This is a genomic window from Acidovorax sp. Q11 (assembly GCF_054950075.1).
Genome location: NZ_JBUDZG010000017.1, coordinates 1 through 22,628, shown reverse-complemented (window position 1 = coordinate 22,628; position 22,628 = coordinate 1). Strand labels below are relative to the sequence as shown.

Sequence of the window (22,628 nt, the reverse complement as noted above, 5' to 3'; positions counted from 1 at the left end):
ACACGGTTGAGGCCGTAAGACAATCCCAGCCTATGAATCTGCGCAATATCCTGGTGCCCCTGGGGGCGGTGGCCCTGGTCGGGTTTGGTTTTACAGCCTACGGTTGGGCCGGTGTGGCAGCGGTGGTGGGCGGGCTGGTCATGTGGGCCCTGCTGCACTTCACGCGGCTGGTGAATGTGATGAAAAAGGCCGCCAAGCGGCCCATTGGCTATGTGGGCAGCGCCGTGATGCTCAATGCCCGGCTGGCCGAGGGCGTGAACCTGATGCATGTGGTGGCCATGACGCAGGCGCTGGGCGAGCTGCTGTCCCCCGAGGGGGCCGACCCGGAGATTTACCGCTGGACCGACGGCACCCGATCGCATGTGACCTGCGAATTTCGCAAGGGCAAGCTGGTGAAGTGGGCGCTGGAGCGGCCCGAGGCGGACGACAACACCCCGTCCCAAGCTGGATGACACCCCGGCCCTGATCCGGCGGGTTTGCTGCACTGCACCCTCGGGCGGCGGTTCCCGGCGGGCTGGGGGCCCGTAAAATCCCGGTTTTGCGACCCACAGCAACCAAAGGATTCCCATGAGCCCCGTAGTTCCCTCGATGGCCGACCGTGACGGCAAGATCTGGATGGACGGCCAGATGGTCGATTGGCGCGACGCCAAGATCCATGTGCTGACCCACACCCTGCACTACGGCTGCGGCGCCTTCGAAGGCGTGCGCGCTTACAACACGGCGGACGGCACGGCCATTTTCCGCCTCGAAGAGCACACCGACCGCCTGTTCAACAGCGCCAAGATCCTGCGCATGAAGATCCCGTTCACCAAGGAAGAAGTGAACGAGGCCCAGAAGGCCGTGGTGCGCGAAAACAAGCTCGAATCCTGCTATCTGCGCCCATTGACCTGGATCGGCTCGCAAAAATTGGGTGTTTCGCCCAAGGGCAACCAGATCCACCTGATGGTGGCGGCCTGGGCCTGGGGCGCCTATCTGGGCGAGGAAGGCCTGAAGCGCGGCATCCGCGTCAAGACCAGCAGCTATACGCGACACCACGTCAACATCACCATGACGCAGGCCAAGGCGGTGAGCAACTACACCAACTCCATCCTCGCCAACATGGAAGCGCTGGACGATGGCTACGACGAAGCCCTGCTGCTCGACAGCTCGGGTTTTGTGTCCGAAGGCGCGGGCGAGAACATTTTTGTCATCAAGAACGGCGTGATCTACACGCCCGACCTTTCGGCCGGTGCCCTCAACGGCATCACCCGCAACACCGTGTTCCACATCGCCAAGGACCTGGGCCTGGAGATTGTGCAAAAGCGCATCACGCGCGATGAGGTCTACATCGCCGACGAAGCCTTCTTCACCGGCACGGCCGCTGAAGTGACGCCCATCCGGGAACTCGACCGGATCGAGCTGGGCAGCGGATCACGCGGCCCGATCACCGAAAAAATCCAGAGCGCCTTCTTCGACATCGTCGGTGGCCGCAATCCCCAATACGCCCACTGGCTCACCAAGGTCTGAAGAACATGTCGCAAGCTACCGTTGAACTCCTGGCCAAAGACCTGAACGCACAAGGCGGGGTCTTCTGCCCCAGCCCCAAGGCCGACATGAAGCTGTGGAACAGCCACCCCAAGGTGTACCTGGACGTGGCCCGCACGGGTGAAGCCAAGTGCCCGTATTGCGGCACGGTGTACCGCCTGAAGGCGGGTGAGCACGTACACGCTGGTCACTGATTGATGCCAGTGGGAACCGGCGGCGCATCGGCGCCGCCCTCGTTGACCGTTGCGGTGCTGACCCACAACGAGGCGCACCGCATTGAGGCCTGCCTGAAAAGCGCCGCGTTTGCCGACCAGCTCCTGGTGGTGGACAGCGGCAGCACGGACAACACCGTGGCCATGGCCCGGGGCCTGGGCGCGGAAGTGCACAGCTATCCCGACTGGCAGGGTTTTGCCGTGCAGCGCAACCGCCTGCTTGCGCATTCGCGCGGCGACTACGTGTTTTTTCTGGATGCCGACGAGGTGATGACGCCTGCGTTTGCCCAGGAGCTGCAGGCCATCGTGCAATCGGGCGAACAGGCCGTGTGGCGCATCCGCTGGCGCATGGTGGCCTACGGGCACGAACTCACTTACTTCCGTTCGCAGTCGCAGATCGAGCGCCTGTTTGTGCGTGCCCTGGTCAAGGAATTCACCGGGGTGGTGCATGAGCAGGCCGAACTGCACCCGCTGCCCGGCGGCGGGGTGGTGCCGCGTCGCTTGATCCGGGCGCGGCTGCTGCATTACTCCCGCACCACGGTGCGGGGCAGCCTGGAAAAGCTCACGCAGTACGTGATGCTGGGCGCCGCCAAGCGCGCCGAGAAGGGCCAGCGCGGCGGCGTGCTGCGTGGCCTGGCCTCGGGGCTTTCCATGTTCCTGCGCCTGTACGTGTTCCGCCTGGGGTTTCTGTGTGGCGGGGCCGGGTTTCTTTATTGTCTTTTTGTGGCGCTGGAGGGCTTCTTTCGCTACGCCGCCCTGCACTATGACCGTGACAGCCTGACCGACAAGGTGATTCGTTGATGGGCGCACAACGCTGGTGGGCGCGCTGCGCGAGCATCGGGGCCTTCCTGGTTCCGTGCCTGGCGCTGTGTGTGCCCTCGGGGTATTCGTACGGTGCGGCCTTGCTGCTGTTGGCCGCGCTGGCCAGTGCCCCGGTGTGGTGGCGCCGCCCCGCGCCGCGTGCCGCCTGGTGGCTCACGGCTGCGTTTTCCTGCATGGCCGCGCTGTGGATGCTGGATGTGGGCACCGCCTGGGGCTGGGGCAGCATGGACCGCCCGGTCAAGTACCTGCTGGCCCTGCCCTGCATCTTCTATCTGATGACGTTTGAACCCCGCGCCGCCTGGCTCTGGATGGGCATTGCGGTGGGGGCAGTGGGCAGCGGGCTCGTGGGGCTGTACCAGACCTATGGTTTGGGCCTGCCACGCGCCAATGGGTTCACCAACGCCATCCAGTACGGCAACCTGAGCATGCTGCTGGCCGTGATGAGTGGCCTGCTGCTGGTGGCGCAGTGGCGGCGCTGGGTGCTGTGGCAGCGCCTGCTGCTGGCCAGCGCCGTGGCGCTGGGCGTGGCGGGCTCGGTGCTGTCGCAGTCGCGCGGTGGCTGGCTGGCGCTGGTGCTGCTGCTGCCGGTGTGTGCCTGGCTGCTGGTGCGCACCACCGGGCAGCGGCGCGTGTACTGGGGCCTTTCTGCGCTGGTGGTGGCGGCTGCGGCCCTCTCGCAGGTGCCGGCGGTGGAGCTGCGGGTGGACGAAGCCCGCCAGGAAGTGCAGGTCTACCAGCAGCATGGCGACGGCCGCAGCTCGGTGGGCCAGCGGCTGGCGCACTGGGGCCTGGCCTGGCAAATGGGCTGGGACCGCCCCCTCACCGGTTGGGGCCGAGCGGGGTATGCCGAAGAAAAGGCCCGGCGCGTGGCGGCCGGGCAAGCGCACCCCGTGGTGCTCGAATTTGGCCACGCACACAACGAAATCCTGGACCTGTTTGCCAAGCGCGGCCTGCCTGGCGTGCTGCTGCTGCTGGCCTTCTATGGCATTCCGCTGGCGATGTTCTGGCCCACGGCGCAGCGCATCCGCGATGCCCAGGGCAAGATGGACCGCGAATCGCTGTCGCTGTGCCTGGTGGGCGTGCTGCTGCCGCTGTCGTACATCGGCTTTGGCCTCACGCAGGTGTTCCTGGCCCACAACAGCGGCAACATGTTCTACCTGTTCATGTGCCCCCTGGTGCTGGCGGCTCTGCACCAGCGCCGCGCCCGTCTGGGTTGCCCCCGTCCCCTGTGAGAGCTCCTTCCATGCACATCCTGCTGGTCAACAACTCCCCCATCCCCGTCTATGGCTACGGCGGCACCGAGCGCGTGATCTGGGACCTGGGCAAGACCCTGGTGCAGCAGGGCCACCGCGTGAGCTACCTGGTGCCCGAGGGCTCGACCTGCGACTTCGGCCAGGTACTGCCCATCCGCCCGGATGAGCCCTGGGAGGGCCAGATTCCGGCCGACGTGGACATCACGCATTTTCAGTTCAACCCGCGCACCGAGCTGGCCAAGCCCTACCTGGTGACCGAACACGGCAACGCGCGCAAGCCCAAGCCGCTGCCGCGCAACACGGTGTTCCTGTCGCGCGACCATGCAGCGCGGTATGGCTCCAGCGAGTTTGTCTACAACGGGCTGGACTGGTCGGGCTACGGCCCGGTCGATTTCAGCTTGCCGCGCCCGCGCTACCACTTCCTGGGCAAGGCGGCCTGGGGCGTGAAGAACGTGCGCGGTGCCATCAAGGTGGCCAAGCTCGCGGGCGTGGAGCTGGACGTGCTGGGCGGCAATCGCATCAACTTCAAGCGTGGCTTCCGCTGGACCTTGTCGCGCAAGATCCACTTCCACGGCATGGTGGGCGGCTCGCAGAAGACGGGGCTGCTCAACGCCTCGCGCGGGCTGATCTTTCCGGTGCGCTGGCACGAGCCTTTCGGGCTGGCGGTCATCGAGAGCCTGTACTTTGGCTGCCCGGTGTTCTCCACGCCTTACGGCGCGCTGCCCGAGCTGGTGCCCCTGCACTGCGGCGTGCTGTCGGCCGAGGCGAGCGTGCTGGCCGAGGCGGTGCGGGGCAACCACTTCGATCCCCGTGCCTGCCACCAGCATGTGGTGGAGCACTTTGGCGCCGAGCGCATGGCGCGCAACTACCTGCGCATGTACGAGCGGGTGTTGGCGGGCGAAACCCTGAACGCCCAGGCGCCGGTCATTCAAGGCCCGGCGCGCGAGCTGCCCTGGAAAAACTGACGGGGCAGGACCCAGAATTTTGATAAAAATAGCCGTTTGCGCGCGATAGACAAGCGCAAGCAGCTATTAAAAATATAGCAATCCTCAGGCGCTGGCGGCCTGCAGCTCCTGCGCCAGCACCGCCACCAGCTCGGCCGCAGGCATGGGCCGCACCTGGGCCACGCCCTGGCCCGCCCACAGCGACAGATGGTCGGCCCGGCCCGCCTGGGCCGCCGCGCGGCGCAGCACGCCCGTCAGCGCGTTCTGCACGGGGTAGGGCGGCACGCTGCGCTCATCGGCCCGCAGGCGGTCCATCATGGTGTTGACGATGCCCCGTGCCGGCCGGCCCGAGAAGATGCGCGTGGTGCGGGTGTCCGTGGGCCCGGCCTGCGTCAGCGCCTGGCGGTAGGCGGGGCCGATGCCCGACTCGGGGCAGGTCAGAAAGGCCGTGCCCATCTGCACCGCCTGGGCGCCCAGAGCCAGCGCACCGGCAATGCCGCGCCCGTCCATGATGCCGCCCGCCGCGATCACGGGCAGGGACGGCAGTGCGTCCACACATTGGCGCACCAGCGTCAGTGTGCCCAGCATGCTGGCCTCGAAGTCGTCCACCGAAGGCCCGCCCGCAGGCGGCGCCTCGTGGCCTGGTGATAAAAAGGTGCCCCGGTGCCCGCCCGATTCCATGCCCGAGGCGCAGACCGCATCCGCCCCCACGGCGGCCCAGGCGCGGGCCTCGGCCACGGTGGTGGCGGTGCCCACCACATAGCTGCCCGCTGCCTGCAGCCGTGCTACCTGCGCGGCCGAGAGGATGCCGAAGGTGAAGCTGGCCACCGCCGGGCGTGCGGCCACCAATGCATCGAACTGCGCGCCAAAGTCCTCGCACCACTGCGTGGGCCGCTCGGGCACCAGGCCCAACTCGGCATAGAACGGCGCCAGGCGCTGCAGCGCGGCCACCACCGTGGCCTCGTCGGGGGTGGGAGTGGCCTGCACGAACAGGTTCATGCCAAAGGGCCGGTCGGTGCGGCGGCGCACCTCGGCGGCCACTTCGGCCATGGCGGCGGGTGAGCGCATGCCACAGCCCAGCATGCCCAGGCCACCGGCCTGGGACACAGCGGCCGCGAGTGCGGGCGTGTCGGAGCCCGTCATGGGGCCCTGGACGATGGGCAGCGCAAGGCCCAGGCGGGTGGTGAAGGGGGAAGAAGGCATCAGGAACTCCTCTCAGGCAATGGAACGGGGCGGGTGGGGTGCGCTGCCGGCCTGCAGTGTGGCCAGCAAGGCCTCCAGCGCAGGCGACTGGTAGCCGCGCCGTGTGACCAGCACCGTGTCGCAGCTGTCCAGCGGCACCCACCGCAGGGCGGGGGGCTCGCGCATCAGGTCGATCACGGCCTGCGGCACCACGCCCGCGCAGCGCCCGGCAGCCACGCAGGCCAGGATGGCGTGGTACGAGGCCAGCTCCAGTACGCGCGGCGGGCTGCCGTTTTTTTGCTGCAGGAAGGACTCGCCCATGCGGCGGTAGGTGCAGCCGTTGCCGAACGCAGCCAGGGTGTCGAGCTGCAAATCCTGCGGCGTGTGTACGGGCGGGTGGTTGGCGGGCAAGGCCAGCAGCAGGGGTTCGGTGAACACGGCGGTGTGTTCCACGGGTGCGTCGGCGTCAATGCCCGGAGGCGGCCAAGCCACCAGCGCACAGTCGATCTGGTGGGCCAGCACCTGCTCCACCAGCTGGCGCGAGGGCGCAGTGGACAGTTCCAGCACCAGCCCCGGCCACTGCGCGTGCAGCTGCGCCAGCGGCTGGGGCAGGCGCGCGGCGGCGGTGCTTTCCATGGCGCCCAGGCGCAGTCGGCCGCCGGGCTGGCCGGGGTGCACCGACTGGCGGGCCTCCTCGGCCAGCGCCAGCAGGCGGTCGGCATAGCCGCGCAGCGATTCACCCGCGGGCGTGGGCACCATGCGCTTGCCCTCTCGCAAAAACAGCGTGGCGCCCAGTTGTTCTTCGAGCTGCTGCACGCGTGTGGTCACGTTGGACTGCACCCGGCCCAGGCGCCCGGCGGCGCGGGTCACGCTGCCTTCCTGCGCCACGGCGCGGAAGATTTCGAGTGCGGTAAGGTCCATGTTCATTCTCTTTGTTAGATGATTATTTAAAAATAAATCTCAAAAAAGAATCATAAACCGGAATTGCCGCCATGGAAACGCTGATCTCCCCCCGTGTCCCCGCCGCCGCTCTTGCAGACCGGCCCTTGGCCGTGGCGCTGGCGGGCATGGCCGCTTTGGCGGTGGCCATGGGCATCGGACGCTTTGCCTTCACACCGCTCTTGCCCATGATGCTGCACGACGGTGTGGTCACCCTGGCGGGCGGCAGCTGGCTGGCCACGGCCAACTACCTGGGTTATCTGATCGGCGCGCTGGCCTGCATGGCACTGCCCTGGGTGGCGCCTGCCGCGCGGCAGCGGTGGCATGCGGTGCGGCTGGCGCGCTGGGGGCTGGCGGCCACGGTGCTGCTCACGCTGGGCATGGCGTTACCGCTGCCCGCCACCTGGCCTGTGCTGCGCTTTGCGGCGGGCGTGGCCAGTGCGCTGGTGTTCCTCAACGTCTCGGTGTGGTGCATGGTGCGGCTGGTCGCGCTGGGCCATGCGGCGCTGGGCGGTCTGATCTTTTGCGGGCCCGGGCTGGGCATTGTGCTCACGGGCCTGTCGGCCAGTGCCATGGTGGCCCTGGGCTGGCCCGCCGCTGCGGGCTGGGCCGTGTTTGGCGTGCTGAGCGTGGGCTTGTGCACCGCCATCTGGCCCGTGCTGCAAGGCCTGGCCTTGCCTGCCCCGGCGGCGGCCGCGCACACACCGGGCCTTGCCCTGCCAGGCCTGGGCCCGCTGGCGCGCACGGGGCTCACGCTGGCCTACGGGCTGGCGGGACTGGGCTACATCGTCACGGCCACCTTCTTGCCCGTGATCGCGCGCGCTGCGCTGCCTGCGGGCTCACCCTGGCCCGACCTGTTCTGGCCGCTGTTTGGCGCGGGCGTGGCGCTGGGAGCGCTGCTGTCCACCCGCACTCCGGCCGCGTGGGACCGGCGCTGGCTGCTCATGGCGGCCTATGGTGTGCAGGCCGGGGCCATCGCGCTCAGCCTGGTGTGGCCGGGGCCTCTGGGTTTTGCGCTGGGCAGCCTGCTGCTGGGCCTGCCCTTCACGGCCATCACCTTCTATGCCTTGCAGGAGGCGCGGCGGGTGTGGCCCGCAGCGGGCGACAGTTTTCCGGGCCTGCTCACCGCCGCCTATGGCATCGGCCAGATTGTGGGCCCGCCCATGGTGGCCTGGATGCTGCACCACGCGGCCACGCAGGGCCAGGGGTTTGTGTACGGGCTGGCCGTGGCGGCGGCGGCGCTGGTGCTGGGCGCAGTGGTGTACGGGGCCATGGCCTGGCGCTGGCCGCTGGCCAGCAGCCGCTGAACTTTTAAGGCGCTCGGGGCGCCTGGGTCAGTGAGGGGCAGTGCTTGTGGTGACAGCCGCAGGCGCCAGCGGCAGGGTCAGCACAAAACAGGCGCCATGCTCGCCATCGGGCCGGTCCTGGCAGTGCACGGTGCCTTGGTGGCGCCCGGCAATCGAGCGCACCAGCGACAGCCCCAGACCCACGCCGCCCGCGCGTTCGCTCGCGCCCGGCAGGCGGTAGAAGGGCTCGAAGATGCGTTCGCGCTGGCTGGGCGGCACGCCCGGGCCGTGGTCGGACACATGCACCTCGGCCCGCCCATGGCGGCGGTGCACGGTCACCGTGATCTCGCCCTGGCTGTAGCGGCGCGCGTTCTCCAGCAGGTTGCGAATGGCCCGGCGCAGCAGCTTGGCCACGCCACGCACCTCCAGCGAGTCGGGGCTGGCGCTCACGTCCAGGTCGGCGTCCACCCGGGCGCATTCTTCGGCGGCCAGGCCGATCAGGTCCACCAGCTCCACGGTGCCCACATCGGCTTCGCGCGCATCCAGGCGGCTGGCGAGCAGGATCTCGTCCACCAGCTGGTCCAGCTCAGCGATGTTGCGCAAGATCTCGGCGCGGAACGCGGGCGAGGGCTGCTGCCCGCCCATCAGCTCCAGCCCCATGCGGATGCGGGTGAGCGGTGAGCGGAGCTCGTGCGAGGCATTGGCCAACAGCGACTTGTGCGACTTGACCAGCGTTTCAACGCGCTCGGCCGCCGCGTTGAACTGGCGCGCCAGGTCGGCCACTTCGTCCTGCCCCTGCTCGGGAACGCGCACCGAGAGGTCGCCTTCGCCAAACTTCTGCACGCTGCGCTGCAGGGCTTCGAGCCGCTGCGTTAGGCGCCGGATGATGGGGTACACCCCCACGGCCACCGCCAGGCTCACGATGCCCAAGAGCCACAAGAAGCCAAACGGCGGGCGCGTCCAGAACGCAGCCCAGCCCTGGTTGTTGGGCCCGCCGCCACCGGGCCGCCCGCCCGCCCACTCGCCGCGCGGCTGGCGGGGCGCCATCTGCAGGGTGAAGGTCTGGCCGGTGTCGGACTCGATGCGGAATTCCACGCCCTCGCCGGGCTCGGCAGGCTGGCGCGTGGCCATGCCACGCAGCAGCAGCTGGCCCGAGGGGTCGCGCAGCGCCATCTCGCGCGAGGGCGGCACAAAAGGCTGGTTGGTCTGTGCCTTCTGCTCCTCGGCCATGCGCCAGGCCCAACCCACGGTCAGGGTCAGCACGGCGATGCCAGCGACCACGGCCAGCCAGATGCGCAGGTACAGGCGGCGGGAAAAAGGGGTGGAGAGGGACATGATCCTTCGGTGGGCGTCAGCAGGAGGCGCGCTGCTGAAAACTGGCGCAGCCCAGGCCCGTGGCCGCCGCGCAGGGGCCGCCCCGCCGCGCTGGCGGCGTCCTCCTGAGGGGGAAGGCGCGAAGCGACTCAGGGGGCATGTCTAGTCCTGCTGCTTGGCGAACACGTAGCCCACACCCCGCACCGTGAGGATGCGGCGCGGGTTCTTGGCGTCCTGCTCAATCGCGGCGCGGATGCGGCCCATGTGCACGTCGATGCTGCGGTCAAACGCCTCCAGCTCGCGGCCACGCACGGCTTCCATGATCTGGTCGCGCGTGAGCACGCGGCCCGCACGCTCGGCCAGCGCCACCAGCAAATCGAACTGGTAGGAGGTGAGGTCGGCCAGCTCGCCGCCCACGGTCACGGTGCGCGCGTCGCGGTCGATCTCCAGCGTGCCGAAGCGCAGCACCTGCGTGGCCGCCGCCGCGTTGCCGCCATCGGTGCGGCGGCGCAGGATGGCGCGGATGCGGGCCAACAGTTCGCGCGGCTCGAACGGCTTGGGCAGGTAGTCGTCGGCGCCCAGCTCCAGGCCAATGATGCGGTCCATGGGGTCGCCCTTGGCGGTGAGCATGAGCACCGGCACCTGGGCCGCGTTGCCTTGCAGCGAGCGGATGCGGCGGCACACTTCCAGGCCGTCCATGTCGGGCAGCATGAGATCGAGGATCACCAGGTCGGGCAGTGGCCCGGCATCGGGCCCCTGCAACTGCGCCAGGCCACTTTTGCCGTCCGCACGGTGCGTGACCTGCAGGCCCGATTGGCCCAAGTACTCGCCCACCATCTGTGCGAGGCGGGCATCGTCTTCGATCATCAGCAGTTGGGAGCTCATGGGGGCAGTGTAGTTGGGGGTCTCCAGACAGGGTTCCATGCTCAGGCGGGGGCGTCACCCCGTGTTGAAGCCTCCGTAAAGTTGCGGTAAATCGCCTTTGGGTATGTGACTCAATTTGCTATCAATAACATAGCTATTAAGGCATATTCATCGGGCGGTAGGGGCGGTTTTTACTCTGGAAGCCAGCCACACCAGCACCAGCACCGGCAGCCCCAGCAGCGCCGTCGATGTGAAGAAGTGGGCGTAGCCAAACGCATCCACGTAGTCGCCCGAGAAGCCCGCCACAAACTTCGGCAGCAGCAGCATCATGGAGCTGAACAGCGCGTACTGCGTGGCCGAGTAGCTCACATTGGTCAGGCTCGACAGGTAGGCGATGAACGCGGCCGAGGCGATGCCGCTGGCCAGGTTGTCGGCCGACACCACGGCGATCAGCGCCGTCACGTCATGCCCGTGGCCCGCCAGCCAGGCAAACAGCAGGTTGCTGGCCGCGCTCAGTATGGAGCCCAGCATCAGGATGCGCATCACGCCAAAACGCATGGACAACACGCCCCCCACGAAGGCGCCTGCCAACGTCATGATCACGCCGTAGACCTTGGTCACGGCGGCCACCTCGTCCTTGGTAAAGCCCATGTCCACGTAGAACGGGTTGGCCATGATGCCCATCACCACGTCGCTGATGCGGTAGACGGCGATGAGCGCCAGGATCAGCGCCGCATGCCAGCCATAGCGGCGCAGAAAGTCGGCAAAAGGCTCCACCAGCGCGCCCTGGATCCACTCGGCGGCGTTCCTGGCCGGGGGCAGCGCCACCGGTGCGGGTTCGCGTGAGAACAGCACGGTGACCACGCCCACGGCCATCGATGCCGCCATCACCAGATAGGCCGCCTGCCACGCACCGTTCTGGTAGGCCGCCGTACCCTGGGCGACTGCCTGGCCCACGGCGGGCGCCACCTCGGCGCGCGCCGCAATCCACAACACGCCCGCCCCGGCCCAGATCATCGCCAGCCGGTAGCCCGTCTGGTACGACGCCGCCAGCGCCGCCTGGTGGTTGGCATCAGCGGATTCGATGCGGAAGGCGTCCAGCGCAATGTCCTGTGTGGCCGAGCCAAAGGCCACGGCCAGCGCGCACCACACGATGGGCCCGAGCGTCTGGCGCGGGTCGGCCAGTGCCATGCCGACCAGCCCGGCCACGATCAACGCCTGCGACAACAGCAGCCAGCTGCGGCGGCGCCCCAGCGCCGGGGTGAGCAGCGGGATCGGCATGCGGTCCACCAGTGGCGCCCACACCCACTTGAAGCCATAGGCCAGGCCCACCCAACTCAGATACCCGATGGTGCTGCGGTCGATGCCCGCCTCGCGCAGGCGAAAACTCAGTGTGCCGAGCACCAGCAGCAGTGGCAGCCCGGCGGAGAACCCGAGCGTGAGCATGCGCAGGCTCGCGGGCTCCAGGTACACGCGCAGGGTCTGCAGCCAGGGCGTGCGGGGCGGCTTGTCGGCAGCGCGGGCAGGGGTGGAAGAAGTGGAGGTGTCTGACATGGGGGGCTGGAGGTTTTGTCTATCATCGCCGACACCCTTGCAGCGCAGCCCGCTGCCTCCATCTGGGCGGCAGACGCTGCTGCAAACCACAGGGTCGGTCAGCGCCGCCCATTATTCCTTCAGGTGATTCTGGTATGTGCCTCTTTTGCCCCACCCCTTCCGCTGCGGTCTCGTCCCCCTGGTCTGCACGCCGGGCCTTTTTGCTGGCTGCAGGCGCTGCAGCGGCCACACCGGTGATCGCACAGGTCGATGTGGGCTCGTCCTCCAGCCTGCGCAAGCTGGTGCCCGCCGAGACGCTGGAGAATTCTGCCGCCCAGCAGTACCGCCAGATGCTGGAGCAGGCCAGCGCCAAACGTGCGCTGGCCCCCGACAACCACCCCCAGCTGCAGCGCCTGCATGCCATCGCCAAGCGGTTGATCCCGTTCACCACGCCGTGGAACGACCGCGCCAAGCAATGGCGCTGGGAGGTCAACCTCATCGGCAGCCAGCAGATCAACGCGTTCTGCATGCCTGGCGGCAAGATCGCGTTCTATACCGGCATCCTCGACCAGCTCAAGCTCACCGACGATGAGGCCGCGATGATCATGGGCCACGAAATGGCCCACGCGCTGCGCGAACACGCGCGCGAGCGCATCGCCAAGACGCAGGGCACCAACCTGGCGCTGCGCCTGGGCTCGCAGCTGCTGGGCCTGGGCGACCTGGGTCAGGCGGCGGCCGGGCTGGGTGGGCAGCTGCTCACGCTGCAGTTCAGCCGATCGGACGAGAGTGACGCCGACCTGGTGGGTCTGGAGCTGGCCGCGCGCGGCGGCTACCAGCCCTCGGCTGCCGTGAGCCTGTGGCAGAAGATGGGCAACGCCACGGGCGGCAAACAGGGCGGGTTGGCCTTTTTGTCCACCCACCCCTCAGGGCCCGCGCGCATCAAGGAGCTGGAGCAGAACGTGCCCAAGGTACAGGGGTTGTATGAAGCGGCGCGGAGTAAAGGCTGAATGCTATTCTTTGGATAGCTTTTTGGGCATGGGGGATGCGCGCAAACGGCTATTTCTTCGTGTGTTTTGAGGCCTGTGGGCGCTCTGACGGACGGTAGCGCTCAGTCGGCCTGCACGGGCTTCCAGTCCACGGCCACGGGGCTCTTGCGCGAGAACAGCTCCACATGCGAGTCGATGGCGAACTGCACACGTGCCAGGCTGGCATCGTCCTCGGCGCTGCAGTCGAAGTGCAGCGCCGCTTCATCGGCGCGCAGCACACACAGGCCCCAGGGGAAGTGGGCCTCGCCCCGGTGCTCGTCGTAGGTCACGCTGATCTTGCGCTTGAAGTGGTAACACAGGCGCTGCAGGTAGCGGCTGGCCTCGGTGGTGGGCACATGACCCTCGCGTCGCATCATGGGTGGGTGTCGTTGTTGTGCGGAAAGTGAAGGGGTTACAGCGGCAGGGCTGCATCGGCCAGCACCAGCAGGTTGCCCTGCGAACAGCGCTCCACGCGGGCCTGCACGCCATACGCACGCTGCAGCAGGGCCGGGGTGAGCACCTCGGCCGGGTTGCCTGCCGCCAGCACGCTGCCGCCGCCCAGCACCAGCACATGCTGGCAAAAGCGCAGGGCCAGGTTCAGGTCGTGCACGGCCACCAGGCCGATGGCGCCCTGCTGCAACACCATGGCGCGCACGGCCTGCAGCACCTGCAGCTGCCAGCGCAGGTCGAGCGCGCTGGTGGGCTCGTCCAGCAGCAGCAGGCGCGGCGCACGCACGATGACCTGGGCCAGGCCCACCATCTGCCGCTGCCCACCTGAGAGTTCGTCCAGCCGCCGCAGCGCCAGCGCCTGCAGGCCCAGCGCGGCCACCACGGATTCGATGGCCGCCTCGCGCTGGGCGGTGCTCCATTCGCTGCGCCCGGCGCGCAGCGCGCTCTGCCAGGTTTCGTAGGCCACGAGCGAGGTGCTTTGCGGCAGTGCCTGGGGCAGGTAGCCCACGCGGCGCAGGCGCTCGCGCGGCGCCAGCGTGGCCAGGTCCGTGCCTTCCAGCCACACGCGGCCCTGCGCAGGCCGAAGCCCGGCCACGGCCTTGAGCAGGGTGGATTTGCCCACGGCATTGGGCCCCACGACCGCCACCAGCGTGCCAGCGGGCACGCCGGGCAGGGTCACGCCCTGCAGCACGGGGCGGCCGGGGTAGCCTGCGGTGAGTTGTTCAAGGGCAAAGCCGGTCGTGCTCATCACGCAGCCCTTCTTTGGCGCAGAACGAGCACCATGAACAGCGGCACGCCCACCAGCGCAGTGATGATGCCGATCGGCAGCACCACGCCCGGCACCAGCGCCTTGCTCAGGATGGACGCGAGCGACAGCATCAGCGCCCCGGCCAGCGCGCTGCCCGGCAGGTAGTAGCGGTGGTCTTCGCCCAGCAGCATGCGCGCGATGTGCGGCCCCACCAGGCCCACAAAACCGATGGTGCCCACGAACGACAGGGCCGTGGCGGCCAGCAGGCTCACGCGCAGCAGTGTCACCAGCCGCAGCCGCTCCACCGCAATGCCAAAGCTGCGCGCCTGGTCCTCGCCCGCGCGCAGCGCCGTGAGGGCCCAGGCCTGGCGTGCCGACCACAGCAGGCACAGCAGCAGCACCGTGCCCACGATGCCGATCTTGGTCCAGGTGGCGCGGCCCAGGCTGCCCATAGTCCAGAACACGATCTGCTGCAGCGCATTGCTGTCGGCGATGAACTGCAGCAGCCACAGCAGCGCCTCGAAGCTGAAGAGCAGGGCGATGCCGAACAGCACCACCGTGTCCACGCTGGAGCCCTGGCGCCAGGCCAAGAGCTGGATCAGCGCCGTGGCGCACGCCGCACCCACAAAGGCGCACAGCGGCACGGCCAGGTTCTCGCCCCAGGCCAGCAGCGTGAAGCCGCTGACCACGGCGGCCGAGGCGCCCACGGCGGCGGCGGCCGACACACCCAGTGTGAACGGGCTGGCCAGCGGGTTGTTGAGCGCAGTCTGCATCTCGGCACCCGCCAGTCCCAGGCTGGCGCCCACCAGCACGGCCATCACGGCATAGGGCAGGCGCACTTCCCACAGGATCACCTGCTGCGCCTGCGGCAGGGCGTCGGGTGCGAACAGGCCACGCAGCACATCGGCAAACGTGAAGGTGGAGGGGCCCAGCGCAATGTCGGCCACCACGCTGGCGCACAGCACGGCCAGCAGTGCGGCCAGCAGCAGCAGGCGCCTGCGCACGAAATGCCGGTAGCGCTGTGCGAGCGGGCCCGTGGATGGCGGGGTGGGGGAGGCGGGGGCCAAAGCGGTTGCGGAATCAGGCACGGCAGACATTGCAAAAGCGGGTGAAAGGCTCAGCGCGCCTGCTGCGCCAGGGCCAGCGCATCGACCAGGCCGGGCAGCATGACACTGCCATGGTCCAGGCCGGGCAACACGGCCATCTGCACACGCAGCTCGGGCCATGCCTGGGTGGTGAGCTGGTTTGCCAGCGTTGTGGTGCGCTCCAGCAGGCGGCGCTCGGCCTGCACGGCGGCGCGCGCGGGCGTAGCGGCCGCTTGTACATGCTCCAGGCTGCCCACGCGCAGCTGCAGCCGGGCGCTGAAGGCGCGGGGCGCCGTGGCATGCGCCTGCATGAACTGCTGGGCCGTCTGCAGCACCTGGCCCTGGTTCCACCATACCGAGGGGCTGGTGGCTGCGTACCGCGTGAACTGCGCCGGGCGCGTGAACAGTGCGTGCAGCACAAAAAGACCGCCAAACGAGTGGCCGGTGATCGTCTGGCGCTGAGCATCGACGGGAAAGGCTGCGGCAATGCGGGGCTGCAGCTCGCGCGCGATGAAGCCGAGCAGCAGGTCTGCGCCACCCGCCTGGGCCGTGGCGCCGCCGCCCGGGGGCGGGGGGGTGTAGTCGCGCTGGCGCTCGGCAGGGTGGATCACCGCGTCGCCGGGGTGGCCGATGCCCACCACGATGGCCGCGTCGGGGCGCATCTCGGGCGGGCGTTCGGCGTCGTTGCGGGCCAGCTGCGCGGCCAGCGCGAACGCGGCATTGCCATCGAGCACATACAGCACCGAGTGCCCTGTGGGCGGCATGGGGCCAGCCGGGCGTTGCACCCACACGCGCCAGGTGCGGCCACTGGACGGGTCGCGCAGGTCTTGCTGGTGGGTGCCGGGCAGTTGCGCGGCGGGGGCCTGCAGCAGCGGCGCGGGCGCCGCCGGGCCACCGCTGGCGCAGCCGCCCAGCAGGCCCAGGCTGGCGCCAGCACCGGCGGCGAGCAGCGCGCGGCGCGTGCCCTGCGGTGGCGGGGGCACGGGCATCAGAGGCTGGTCCAGTACACGCCGGTCAGCGGGATCGGCTGGAATTGGCTGAACATCGTCTGCAGCGTGGCGCGTGGGTCCAGGTCGGCGAACAGCTCGGGGTGCAGCCATTTGGCAAACACCTGCACGGCCACCACGTTGAATGGCGAGTTGTAGTAGTGGTGCCAGATGGCGTGTGCGCGGCCGGGCTGCTGCACGGCCTGCAGCTGGGCGATGCCCCGGCGCTGCGTGGCGCGCACCAGGGATGCACGGGCCGCCTCGGGCGTGGCGTCGGCGCCCAGCACGATGCGCAGCGGCGACTTCTCGGCCGTGGCCATGCTGCCGATGCCGGTGCCGATGTACAGCCGGGGCTGCGTGGCAATCAAAAACTCGGGGTTCAGCGTGCCGTGCTCTCCGGGGATGCGGCCGCGTGCCACGTTGTCGGCGCCCGCCGCATCCAGCAGCACGCCCACCAGGCCCACCATGGTGGCGCAGCATTCATCGGACAGACCCACGCGGTTTTCCAGGAACACGCCGGGGTGGCGCGTGCCAGCGGGCAGGGTGCGCAGGCGCGATTCGACGCGCTCCAGTTGCGCCCGCCAAGTGGTGTTGAAGGCCTCGGCCTCCTTGCGCTTGCCCAGCACGGCGCCCAGCAGCTCCATGCTGCGGGTGGTGTTCTTGAGCGGGTCGTGGCGGAAATCCACAAACACGACGGCTACACCGGCGGCTTCCAGGCGGGCCAGGGTTTCGCGGTCGTTCTTGCTGGGGCCATGGCCGCCCGCCAGGCCCAGGATGGCCAGCTGCGGGCGCAGCGCAATCGCTTGCTCGTCGCTGAAGCTGCCCGCGTTGTTGCGGCCCACACGGGGCACCTTGTCCAGCTGCGGGAAGCGGCTGCGCCACTGGGCATAGCCGGCGGCGTCCAGGGTTTCGTAGTCGCCCATCATGCCCACCAGGCGGCGGGCCACATCCTGGCGCTCGAACACGCCCAGCGCGGGCAGCAGCCGGCCTTCGCCGAGCAGGATGCGGTCCACCTTGGTGGGCACGGTGACGCTGCGGCCGGCCAGGTCGGTCACGGTGTGGGTGATGGTCTGGGCTTGCGCGGGGGCGGTTGCAAGGGCCAGGGCGCAGAGCAGGGCGGCAACGGCGGGCGTGGAGGCCAGCCAGCGGGTGAGGGTGAGCGTCATGGGCGATAAGGTGCGCGCGGAGCGGCCAGGGTGGGCCAACGCCGAAACGCAATATTGAGAATCATTTGCATTTATTATCGCAAGTTGCTAGCATCCCATAGCCTGGCGCCCGCCGTGTTTGCCTGATGGAGAAAAACCTTTGCGCAAACCTCCAAGCGGCGAGGGAGCTGGGAAGGGTTGCTGCGCGGCCCTGGCCCGGTGGCATGGGCCGCGCACCTTGTCTCTCCGTCCTCATTCTTTTTTCACCTTTCCATCCACCGCCCGGTCTGTCCATGTCGCTGCTGAGTCCCATGCATGTCCAACCCTCGGCGCCGCCGCTGGAAGGCATGCAGGCGTCGCTGCAACGCCACCTGCAGCGCGTGCGGGTGCTGCGCCCCGGGCTGCACCTGCATGCCGACGACACGGCGGATGTGCAGGATTTCACGGCCAGCGGCGAGATGGAGGCGGGCCTGCGCATCGTGCTGCTGCTGGAGGGCTCGGTGGATGTGAGCTATGGCCCGCGCCGCGTGGCCTTGTCGTCCAGTGCGGCGGCGCAGCGCGCCCGCGCGCCGGGGTTGCCGCGCGCACTGCTGGTGTCGGTGGCCCAGCCCGAGCGGTTTGAACGGCGCGGACGCCAGGGCGCCTATGCGCGCCGCGTGAGCGTGGGCCTGGGCGGGGAATGGCTGGAGCAGGTGGCGGGCCCATCGGCGTCGGATGCCATTGAGGCCTTTCGCCGCCAGCACTTGGCCATGCACCACTGGCAGCCGTCGGCCCGCATTGCGGCCGTGGCCGAGCAGATCACCCGCGCCCCCGACCTCAGCCCCCTGCTGCTGCACCTGTACCTGGAAAGCCGCGCGCTAGAGCTGGTGGGCGAGGCGCTGGGCAGCCTGTCGCAGCACGCCCCTGGGCCTGCCCCGGCGCCCTCCCCTGCACCGGCCCCCGCTGCCGCCGCGCTGCGCCTGCTGCCCCACGAACACCAGCGCATGCGCGCACTGCACGCCTTCTTGCAGACCGATGGTGCCATGGACATGTCGCTGGACGCCCTGGCGCGGCAGGCGGGTACCAATGCCAATACGCTGCAGCGCCACTTCCGCGCCGTGTATGGCACCACAGTGTTCGACTTTGTGCGCGAACACCGCTTGCAGCGGGCGCGCCACGCGCTGGAGCAGGATGGCCTGACGGTGGGGCAGGCAGCCCTGGTGGCGGGCTACAACAGCGCCGCCAACTTTGCCACGGCGTACCGCAAGCGGTTTGGGATGCCGCCGAAGCTGGCCCGCGGAAGAGTTTGAAACCCCCTGAGTCGCCTGCGGCGCCTTCCCCCAGAGGGGGACGCCGCCAGCGCGGCGGGGCGGCCCTTGCGCGGCGGCCCTGGCGGGGCCGCGCCCGCTGCAGGCGCGTGGGGAGATTCGAAGCCCCGTATTCCATGGCGGTGCGTTTCCCCAGGAGGGCGCTTCCAACGTAGCTTGGCCATGTGCTCTTTGCGGGCAGCGCGGGTGCCGCAAACATCTTTGTTGACCGTGCAAACACAGGTCCACGGGCCGCGTGGAACCATCGCTGTATGCCGGATGTAACAAGTCGGCACGCCTTGCAACACGTCCTGGGCACTTCGTTGCTACCGCTCCGTCCTGGAGCGGGTTCGTGCTCTGGATGAAATCGCACTCATTCTTGTTTGCAATCCATTGGTGGGGCGGCTTTCCCTTTTCCTGCCGTTTTTGATTCAGGACTTTCTCTATGCAGACTCGCCGCCCATTCCGGGGGAACTCCCCGGCCCATCCTTTTGCCCTGCGCCAGATCGCTCAGGCCTGTGCGTGGACCTTGCTGGCAGGGGCTGGCGCGGCACTGGCACAAAGCCCGGCCGCCCCGGTGGTGCTCAAGGAGGTGACCGTGAACGCGGCGGCTGAAACGCCCGAGAGCCTGCCCGCTGCCGCACCCGGCGGCAAGGTGGCCAAGGGCACGCGCCTGGGCGTGCTGGGCAATGTGGGCGTGATGGACACGCCCTTCAACATGACGGGTTACACCGCCGAAGGCATTGCCGACCAGCAGGCGCAGACCGTGGGCGCCGTGCTCAAGAACGACCCGTCAGTGCGCACCACCACCAACGAAGGCCACATCGTCGAGAACTTCATCATCCGGGGCTTTGGGGTCTCTGCCAACTCGCTGGCCATCAACGGAGTGTTTGGCCTGGCGCCCGAGCAGAACACGCCGACCGAGATCTTCGAGCGGGTGGAAGTGCTCAAGGGCCCCGGCGCCATGATGATGGGCCTGCCGCCAGCGGGTGATGTGGGCGGCGCCATCAACCTCGTGCCCAAGCGCGCGGGCAAGGAGCCGCTGACGCGCGTGACCACCACCTACTCGTCCCAATCCAACGTGGGCGTGCATGCCGATGTGTCGCGCCGCTTCGGCGCAGACCAGCGCCTGGGCGTGCGGGTCAACGGCGTGCTGTCAGGCGGCGAGACCTGGCTGGACCACCAGACCAAGGCGCGCGAGATCGGCCACCTGGCGCTGGACTACCAGGGCGAGGGCTGGAACGTGGAGGCCGACGCCTATTCGCTGAAGAACAAGGTGCGCAAGGGCTCGCCCATGCAGCCCATCATCACGGGCTGGACCACGGTGCCCAAGGCGCCCGATGGCTCCACCAACTTCTTCTATGGCGAAGGTGTGTACAGCAACACGCAGACGCAGGGCCTTATCGTGCGCAGCCAGGCGCGGATCGATGCGGGCTGGATGGCGTTTGCCTCTGCGGGCAAGGCCGAGCATTCCTACGACGGCTTCATCTTTGGCACCCGGCCTGTCTGGACCACGGCCAATGCGGCCACCGGCAACGCCACGGGCACGGCCTACAACTCCTGGGGCGAGTACAACACCACCACGGCCGAGCTGGGCCTGCGCGGCCAGTTCAGCACCGGCGCCGTGGCGCACAGGCTGACCCTGGCGGCCAATGTGATGAACTACGAAGGCGGCAGCCGCGCCAACGGTACGGCCGCCATCAACAGCAACATCTACAACCCCCGGCCCATCACCATGCCCAATGGCGCCGCAGCCTCGACCTTCACCAGGTACAACGACGACGTGATGACGGCGCTGAGCGTGGTGGACACCCTCGCGTTTGCCGACGACAAGGTGCAGCTCACCCTGGGCCTGCGCGCGCAGCAGGTCAACCAGAAGCTCAACAAGTACAAGGAAAGCGCCGTGACGCCGCTGGTGGGCGTGGTGGCCAAGCCCTGGGGCGAGAGCGTTTCGCTGTACGGCAACTACGTGGAAGGCCTGAGCGCGGGCACCACCGTGAAGGCGCCCTATGCCAACGAGGGCGAGACCTTTGCGCCCTACAAGAGCCGGCAGATGGAAGTGGGCGTGAAGTGGGTGAGCGGCAGCCTCACGCAGACCGTGAGCCTGTTCCAGATCAGCAAGCCCGCGCTCATCGAGGCGGGCAACCGCCAGGTGCCGGACGGCGAGCAGCGCAACCGGGGCGTGGAGTGGAACATGTTTGGCCAGCTGAACCCAGCCCTCACGCTGCTGGGCGGCGTGGCCTACACCGAGGCCGACCAGACCAAGACCACCAAGGGCGTGAACCAGGGCCGTGCGCAGTTTGGCGTGCCCAAGCTCACGCTGAACCTGGGCGCCGACTGGGCCATCCCCGGTGTGCAGGGCCTGTCGGTCAACGGCCGGGTGAACCACACGGGCGCGCAGTGGCTCACGGGCGACAACAGCGTGAAGCTGCCTGCCTGGACCACCGTGGACGTGGGCGCGCGTTATGCTACGCGTTTTGGCGCACAGCCGGTGGTGTTGCGCGCCACGGTGACCAACCTCGCCAACCGCGCGTACTTTGAAAGCATCTGGGGTGCGGGCCGGGTGAACGTGGGCGCACCGCGCGCCGTGCGCTTGTCGGCCACGTTTGACTTTTAAGGCGGGGTGAGGCCCCTGCCACGGAGACCGGCGCGTGACCTGGTGGGCGCGCAGGGACCAGGGCAGGGAGTCTGTTGCTTCAAATTTGATAGCTAATGTCGCTTATCCAGTGCGCGGTAACGGCTGAAAAGCACAAACTTCAAAGCGTGAGCACACCGTTTCAGGTGCCGCCCACGTAGGGATTGCTCTTGCGCTCGCGGCCAAAGGTGCTCTCTGGTCCATGCCCGGGGATGAACACCGTCTGGTCGCCCATGGGCCACAGGCGCTGGGTGATGCTGTCGATCAAATCCTGGTGGTTGCCCATCGGGAAATCCGTGCGGCCGATGCTGCCCGCAAACAGCACATCGCCCACAAAGGCCCGGTCGATCTGCGGCGCATGGAACACCACATGCCCCGGCGTGTGCCCGGGGCAGTGGCGCACGGCCAGCGTCTCGTTGCCAATCTGCACTGTGTCGCCGTCTGCCAGCCAACGCGTGGGCGTGAAATGCTGCGCGGGCGGAAAGCCGAACATCGCGCTTTGCTGCGGCAGCCCATCGATCCAGAACTGGTCGCCCGGGTGCGGCCCCACGATGGGCAGCCCCAAACGCGTGGCCAGCTCGCCCGTGCCCCCCGCGTGGTCGATGTGCGCGTGCGTGAGCCAGATCTGCGACAGCGTGAGGCCCAGCCGCTTGATTTCAGCCAGCAGCACATCCAGATCGCCCCCGGGGTCGATCACGGCGGCTTGGTGGGTGGCATCGCACCAGACGAGGGAACAGTTCTGCTGGAAGGCGGTAACCGGGACGGTGAGGTAGCGGAGCATGCGGCAGGGAGAGGGAGTGCTAAACAAAGTCTAAAAAAATTGAACATAGTTTCAAAACTCGATTCGTCGCAGATCTTGCGGCCCAAACAAAGTCTTGAAACATGTTGAACTGATTGGACTTTATCAATCGTTCGCGTGGCCTTGCGTATCTGATTGGTGAGGACTGGAATAGCAAGGGCCGCGCCGACTTTGCATAACTGCTTTGAGTCGCCCTTCTTGACCAAGTGGTACTCACGAGTGGACAAGATGCGCAATTTCGCTAAGAGCCTGTTCAAAATCTTTCGAGCAGCAGAGTGTCCGCGCCGAAGTAGAACTGAGCCACCGCGCCGCTTGAATCGTGAGCCAGGGGTGGGAGCCGACGCTGTGATTGTTGATTTCCACGCAAACCTGACCCACCATTTCCATCTCGATCTGACCCACCCTTGTTCGTGAACTTCACGCTCACGTTGTGGATAAGTTCTTGGCTATCTTCTCCTTCTTGGTGGTCTGTGGTGGTTGCTGTGCGGAGCTGTTCTTGAACCTGTAGCTGTCGTTGCCGGTTTCCAGAATATGGCAGTGATGCGTGAGGCGGTCCAGCAGCGCCGTGGTCATCTTGGCATCTCCGAACACATTGG

At 68.1% G+C, this 22,628-nt stretch carries 22 protein-coding genes; 10 read left to right on the top strand and 12 right to left on the bottom strand.

Annotated elements, in window-relative coordinates:
* Window positions 1–32: 32 nt before the first annotated feature.
* From ACYZGB_RS14305 to ACYZGB_RS14280, 6 genes are all read left to right on the top strand, one after another.
* Window positions 33–452: a glycerate kinase gene (locus ACYZGB_RS14305; RefSeq protein ID WP_462389150.1), complete on the top strand. Its 420-nt coding sequence runs from the start codon at window positions 33–35 to the stop codon at window positions 450–452.
* 115 nt (window positions 453–567) lie between these two features.
* Window positions 568–1,506 (top strand): branched-chain amino acid transaminase, encoded by a 939-nt coding sequence (locus ACYZGB_RS14300; RefSeq protein WP_462389148.1) that lies wholly within the window; start codon window positions 568–570, stop codon window positions 1,504–1,506.
* Between the two features lie 5 nt (window positions 1,507–1,511).
* Window positions 1,512–1,718, top strand: coding sequence for a zinc-finger domain-containing protein (locus ACYZGB_RS14295; protein WP_056057299.1), 207 nt, complete (start codon window positions 1,512–1,514; stop codon window positions 1,716–1,718).
* 3 nt (window positions 1,719–1,721) lie between these two features.
* The gene (locus ACYZGB_RS14290) at window positions 1,722–2,537 is read left to right on the top strand and encodes a glycosyltransferase family 2 protein (RefSeq protein WP_462389146.1); all 816 of its coding nucleotides are present in this window, start codon (window positions 1,722–1,724) and stop codon (window positions 2,535–2,537) included.
* Complete coding sequence (locus ACYZGB_RS14285) at window positions 2,537–3,790, top strand: O-antigen ligase family protein (protein ID WP_462389144.1); 1,254 nt, start codon at window positions 2,537–2,539, stop codon at window positions 3,788–3,790. The genes ACYZGB_RS14290 and ACYZGB_RS14285 overlap by 1 nt, the downstream gene beginning before the upstream one ends.
* Before the next feature lie 11 nt (window positions 3,791–3,801).
* A complete protein-coding gene (locus ACYZGB_RS14280) occupies window positions 3,802–4,776 on the top strand; it encodes a glycosyltransferase (protein WP_462389142.1) in 975 nt (324 codons plus the stop codon).
* A gap of 84 nt (window positions 4,777–4,860) precedes the next feature.
* Here ACYZGB_RS14280 and ACYZGB_RS14275 read toward each other — a convergent pair whose 3' ends face one another.
* Window positions 4,861–5,958, bottom strand: coding sequence for an NAD(P)H-dependent flavin oxidoreductase (locus ACYZGB_RS14275; RefSeq protein WP_462389140.1), 1,098 nt, complete (start codon window positions 5,956–5,958; stop codon window positions 4,861–4,863).
* 12 nt (window positions 5,959–5,970) lie between these two features.
* A complete protein-coding gene (locus tag ACYZGB_RS14270; protein WP_462389139.1) occupies window positions 5,971–6,858 on the bottom strand; it encodes a LysR family transcriptional regulator in 888 nt (295 codons plus the stop codon).
* Between the two features lie 71 nt (window positions 6,859–6,929).
* Between ACYZGB_RS14270 and ACYZGB_RS14265 the strand changes: the two genes are divergently transcribed.
* Entirely contained in the window at window positions 6,930–8,183 is a 1,254-nt protein-coding gene (locus ACYZGB_RS14265; RefSeq protein WP_462389137.1) for a YbfB/YjiJ family MFS transporter, read from the top strand.
* Between the two features lie 27 nt (window positions 8,184–8,210).
* Here the strand turns inward: ACYZGB_RS14265 and ACYZGB_RS14260 are convergent, their stop codons facing one another.
* The 3 genes from ACYZGB_RS14260 to ACYZGB_RS14250 form a co-directional block, all read right to left on the bottom strand.
* Window positions 8,211–9,497, bottom strand: coding sequence for a HAMP domain-containing sensor histidine kinase (locus ACYZGB_RS14260; protein ID WP_462389135.1), 1,287 nt, complete (start codon window positions 9,495–9,497; stop codon window positions 8,211–8,213).
* Window positions 9,498–9,638: 141 nt separating this feature from the next.
* Window positions 9,639–10,361 (bottom strand): response regulator, encoded by a 723-nt coding sequence (locus tag ACYZGB_RS14255; protein ID WP_462389134.1) that lies wholly within the window; start codon window positions 10,359–10,361, stop codon window positions 9,639–9,641.
* A 147-nt stretch (window positions 10,362–10,508) separates the two neighbouring features.
* Window positions 10,509–11,894, bottom strand: a complete 1,386-nt coding sequence (locus tag ACYZGB_RS14250; protein WP_462389132.1) for an AmpG family muropeptide MFS transporter — start codon at window positions 11,892–11,894, stop codon at window positions 10,509–10,511.
* A 134-nt stretch (window positions 11,895–12,028) separates the two neighbouring features.
* Here ACYZGB_RS14250 and ACYZGB_RS14245 point away from each other — a divergent pair, with 134 nt between their 5' ends.
* Window positions 12,029–12,880 carry a M48 family metallopeptidase gene (locus ACYZGB_RS14245; RefSeq protein WP_462389130.1) on the top strand — a complete coding sequence of 284 codons (852 nt, stop codon included), beginning with the start codon at window positions 12,029–12,031 and terminating at the stop codon, window positions 12,878–12,880.
* 101 nt (window positions 12,881–12,981) lie between these two features.
* Here ACYZGB_RS14245 and ACYZGB_RS14240 read toward each other — a convergent pair whose 3' ends face one another.
* The 5 genes from ACYZGB_RS14240 to ACYZGB_RS14220 are packed head-to-tail and all read right to left on the bottom strand — an operon-like array spanning window position 12,982 to window position 17,333.
* Window positions 12,982–13,275 (bottom strand): DUF2218 domain-containing protein, encoded by a 294-nt coding sequence (locus ACYZGB_RS14240; protein ID WP_462389129.1) that lies wholly within the window; start codon window positions 13,273–13,275, stop codon window positions 12,982–12,984.
* Between the two features lie 35 nt (window positions 13,276–13,310).
* Complete coding sequence (locus tag ACYZGB_RS14235; protein WP_462389127.1) at window positions 13,311–14,096, bottom strand: ABC transporter ATP-binding protein; 786 nt, start codon at window positions 14,094–14,096, stop codon at window positions 13,311–13,313.
* On the bottom strand, window positions 14,096–15,193 hold the full coding sequence (locus ACYZGB_RS14230) for a FecCD family ABC transporter permease (protein ID WP_462389125.1): 1,098 nt from the start codon (window positions 15,191–15,193) through the stop codon (window positions 14,096–14,098). The genes ACYZGB_RS14235 and ACYZGB_RS14230 overlap by 1 nt, the downstream gene beginning before the upstream one ends.
* A 20-nt stretch (window positions 15,194–15,213) precedes the next feature.
* Window positions 15,214–16,170: an alpha/beta hydrolase gene (locus ACYZGB_RS14225; RefSeq protein ID WP_462389123.1), complete on the bottom strand. Its 957-nt coding sequence runs from the start codon at window positions 16,168–16,170 to the stop codon at window positions 15,214–15,216.
* Window positions 16,170–17,333: an ABC transporter substrate-binding protein gene (locus tag ACYZGB_RS14220; RefSeq protein WP_462389121.1), complete on the bottom strand. Its 1,164-nt coding sequence runs from the start codon at window positions 17,331–17,333 to the stop codon at window positions 16,170–16,172. The genes ACYZGB_RS14225 and ACYZGB_RS14220 overlap by 1 nt, the downstream gene beginning before the upstream one ends.
* A gap of 272 nt (window positions 17,334–17,605) precedes the next feature.
* Here ACYZGB_RS14220 and ACYZGB_RS14215 point away from each other — a divergent pair, with 272 nt between their 5' ends.
* Both ACYZGB_RS14215 and ACYZGB_RS14210 read left to right on the top strand, forming a co-directional pair.
* The gene (locus ACYZGB_RS14215; RefSeq protein ID WP_462389119.1) at window positions 17,606–18,601 is read left to right on the top strand and encodes a helix-turn-helix transcriptional regulator; all 996 of its coding nucleotides are present in this window, start codon (window positions 17,606–17,608) and stop codon (window positions 18,599–18,601) included.
* Between the two features lie 442 nt (window positions 18,602–19,043).
* Entirely contained in the window at window positions 19,044–21,215 is a 2,172-nt protein-coding gene (locus ACYZGB_RS14210) for a TonB-dependent receptor (protein WP_462389117.1), read from the top strand.
* A 160-nt stretch (window positions 21,216–21,375) separates the two neighbouring features.
* Here ACYZGB_RS14210 and ACYZGB_RS14205 read toward each other — a convergent pair whose 3' ends face one another.
* Together ACYZGB_RS14205 and ACYZGB_RS14200 are read right to left on the bottom strand one after the other, a co-directional pair.
* On the bottom strand, window positions 21,376–22,014 hold the full coding sequence (locus tag ACYZGB_RS14205; RefSeq protein WP_462389115.1) for an MBL fold metallo-hydrolase: 639 nt from the start codon (window positions 22,012–22,014) through the stop codon (window positions 21,376–21,378).
* Between the two features lie 441 nt (window positions 22,015–22,455).
* Window positions 22,456–22,628 (bottom strand): ATP-binding protein (locus ACYZGB_RS14200; RefSeq protein WP_462389258.1); only part of this gene is annotated, 173 nt, incomplete at its 5' end.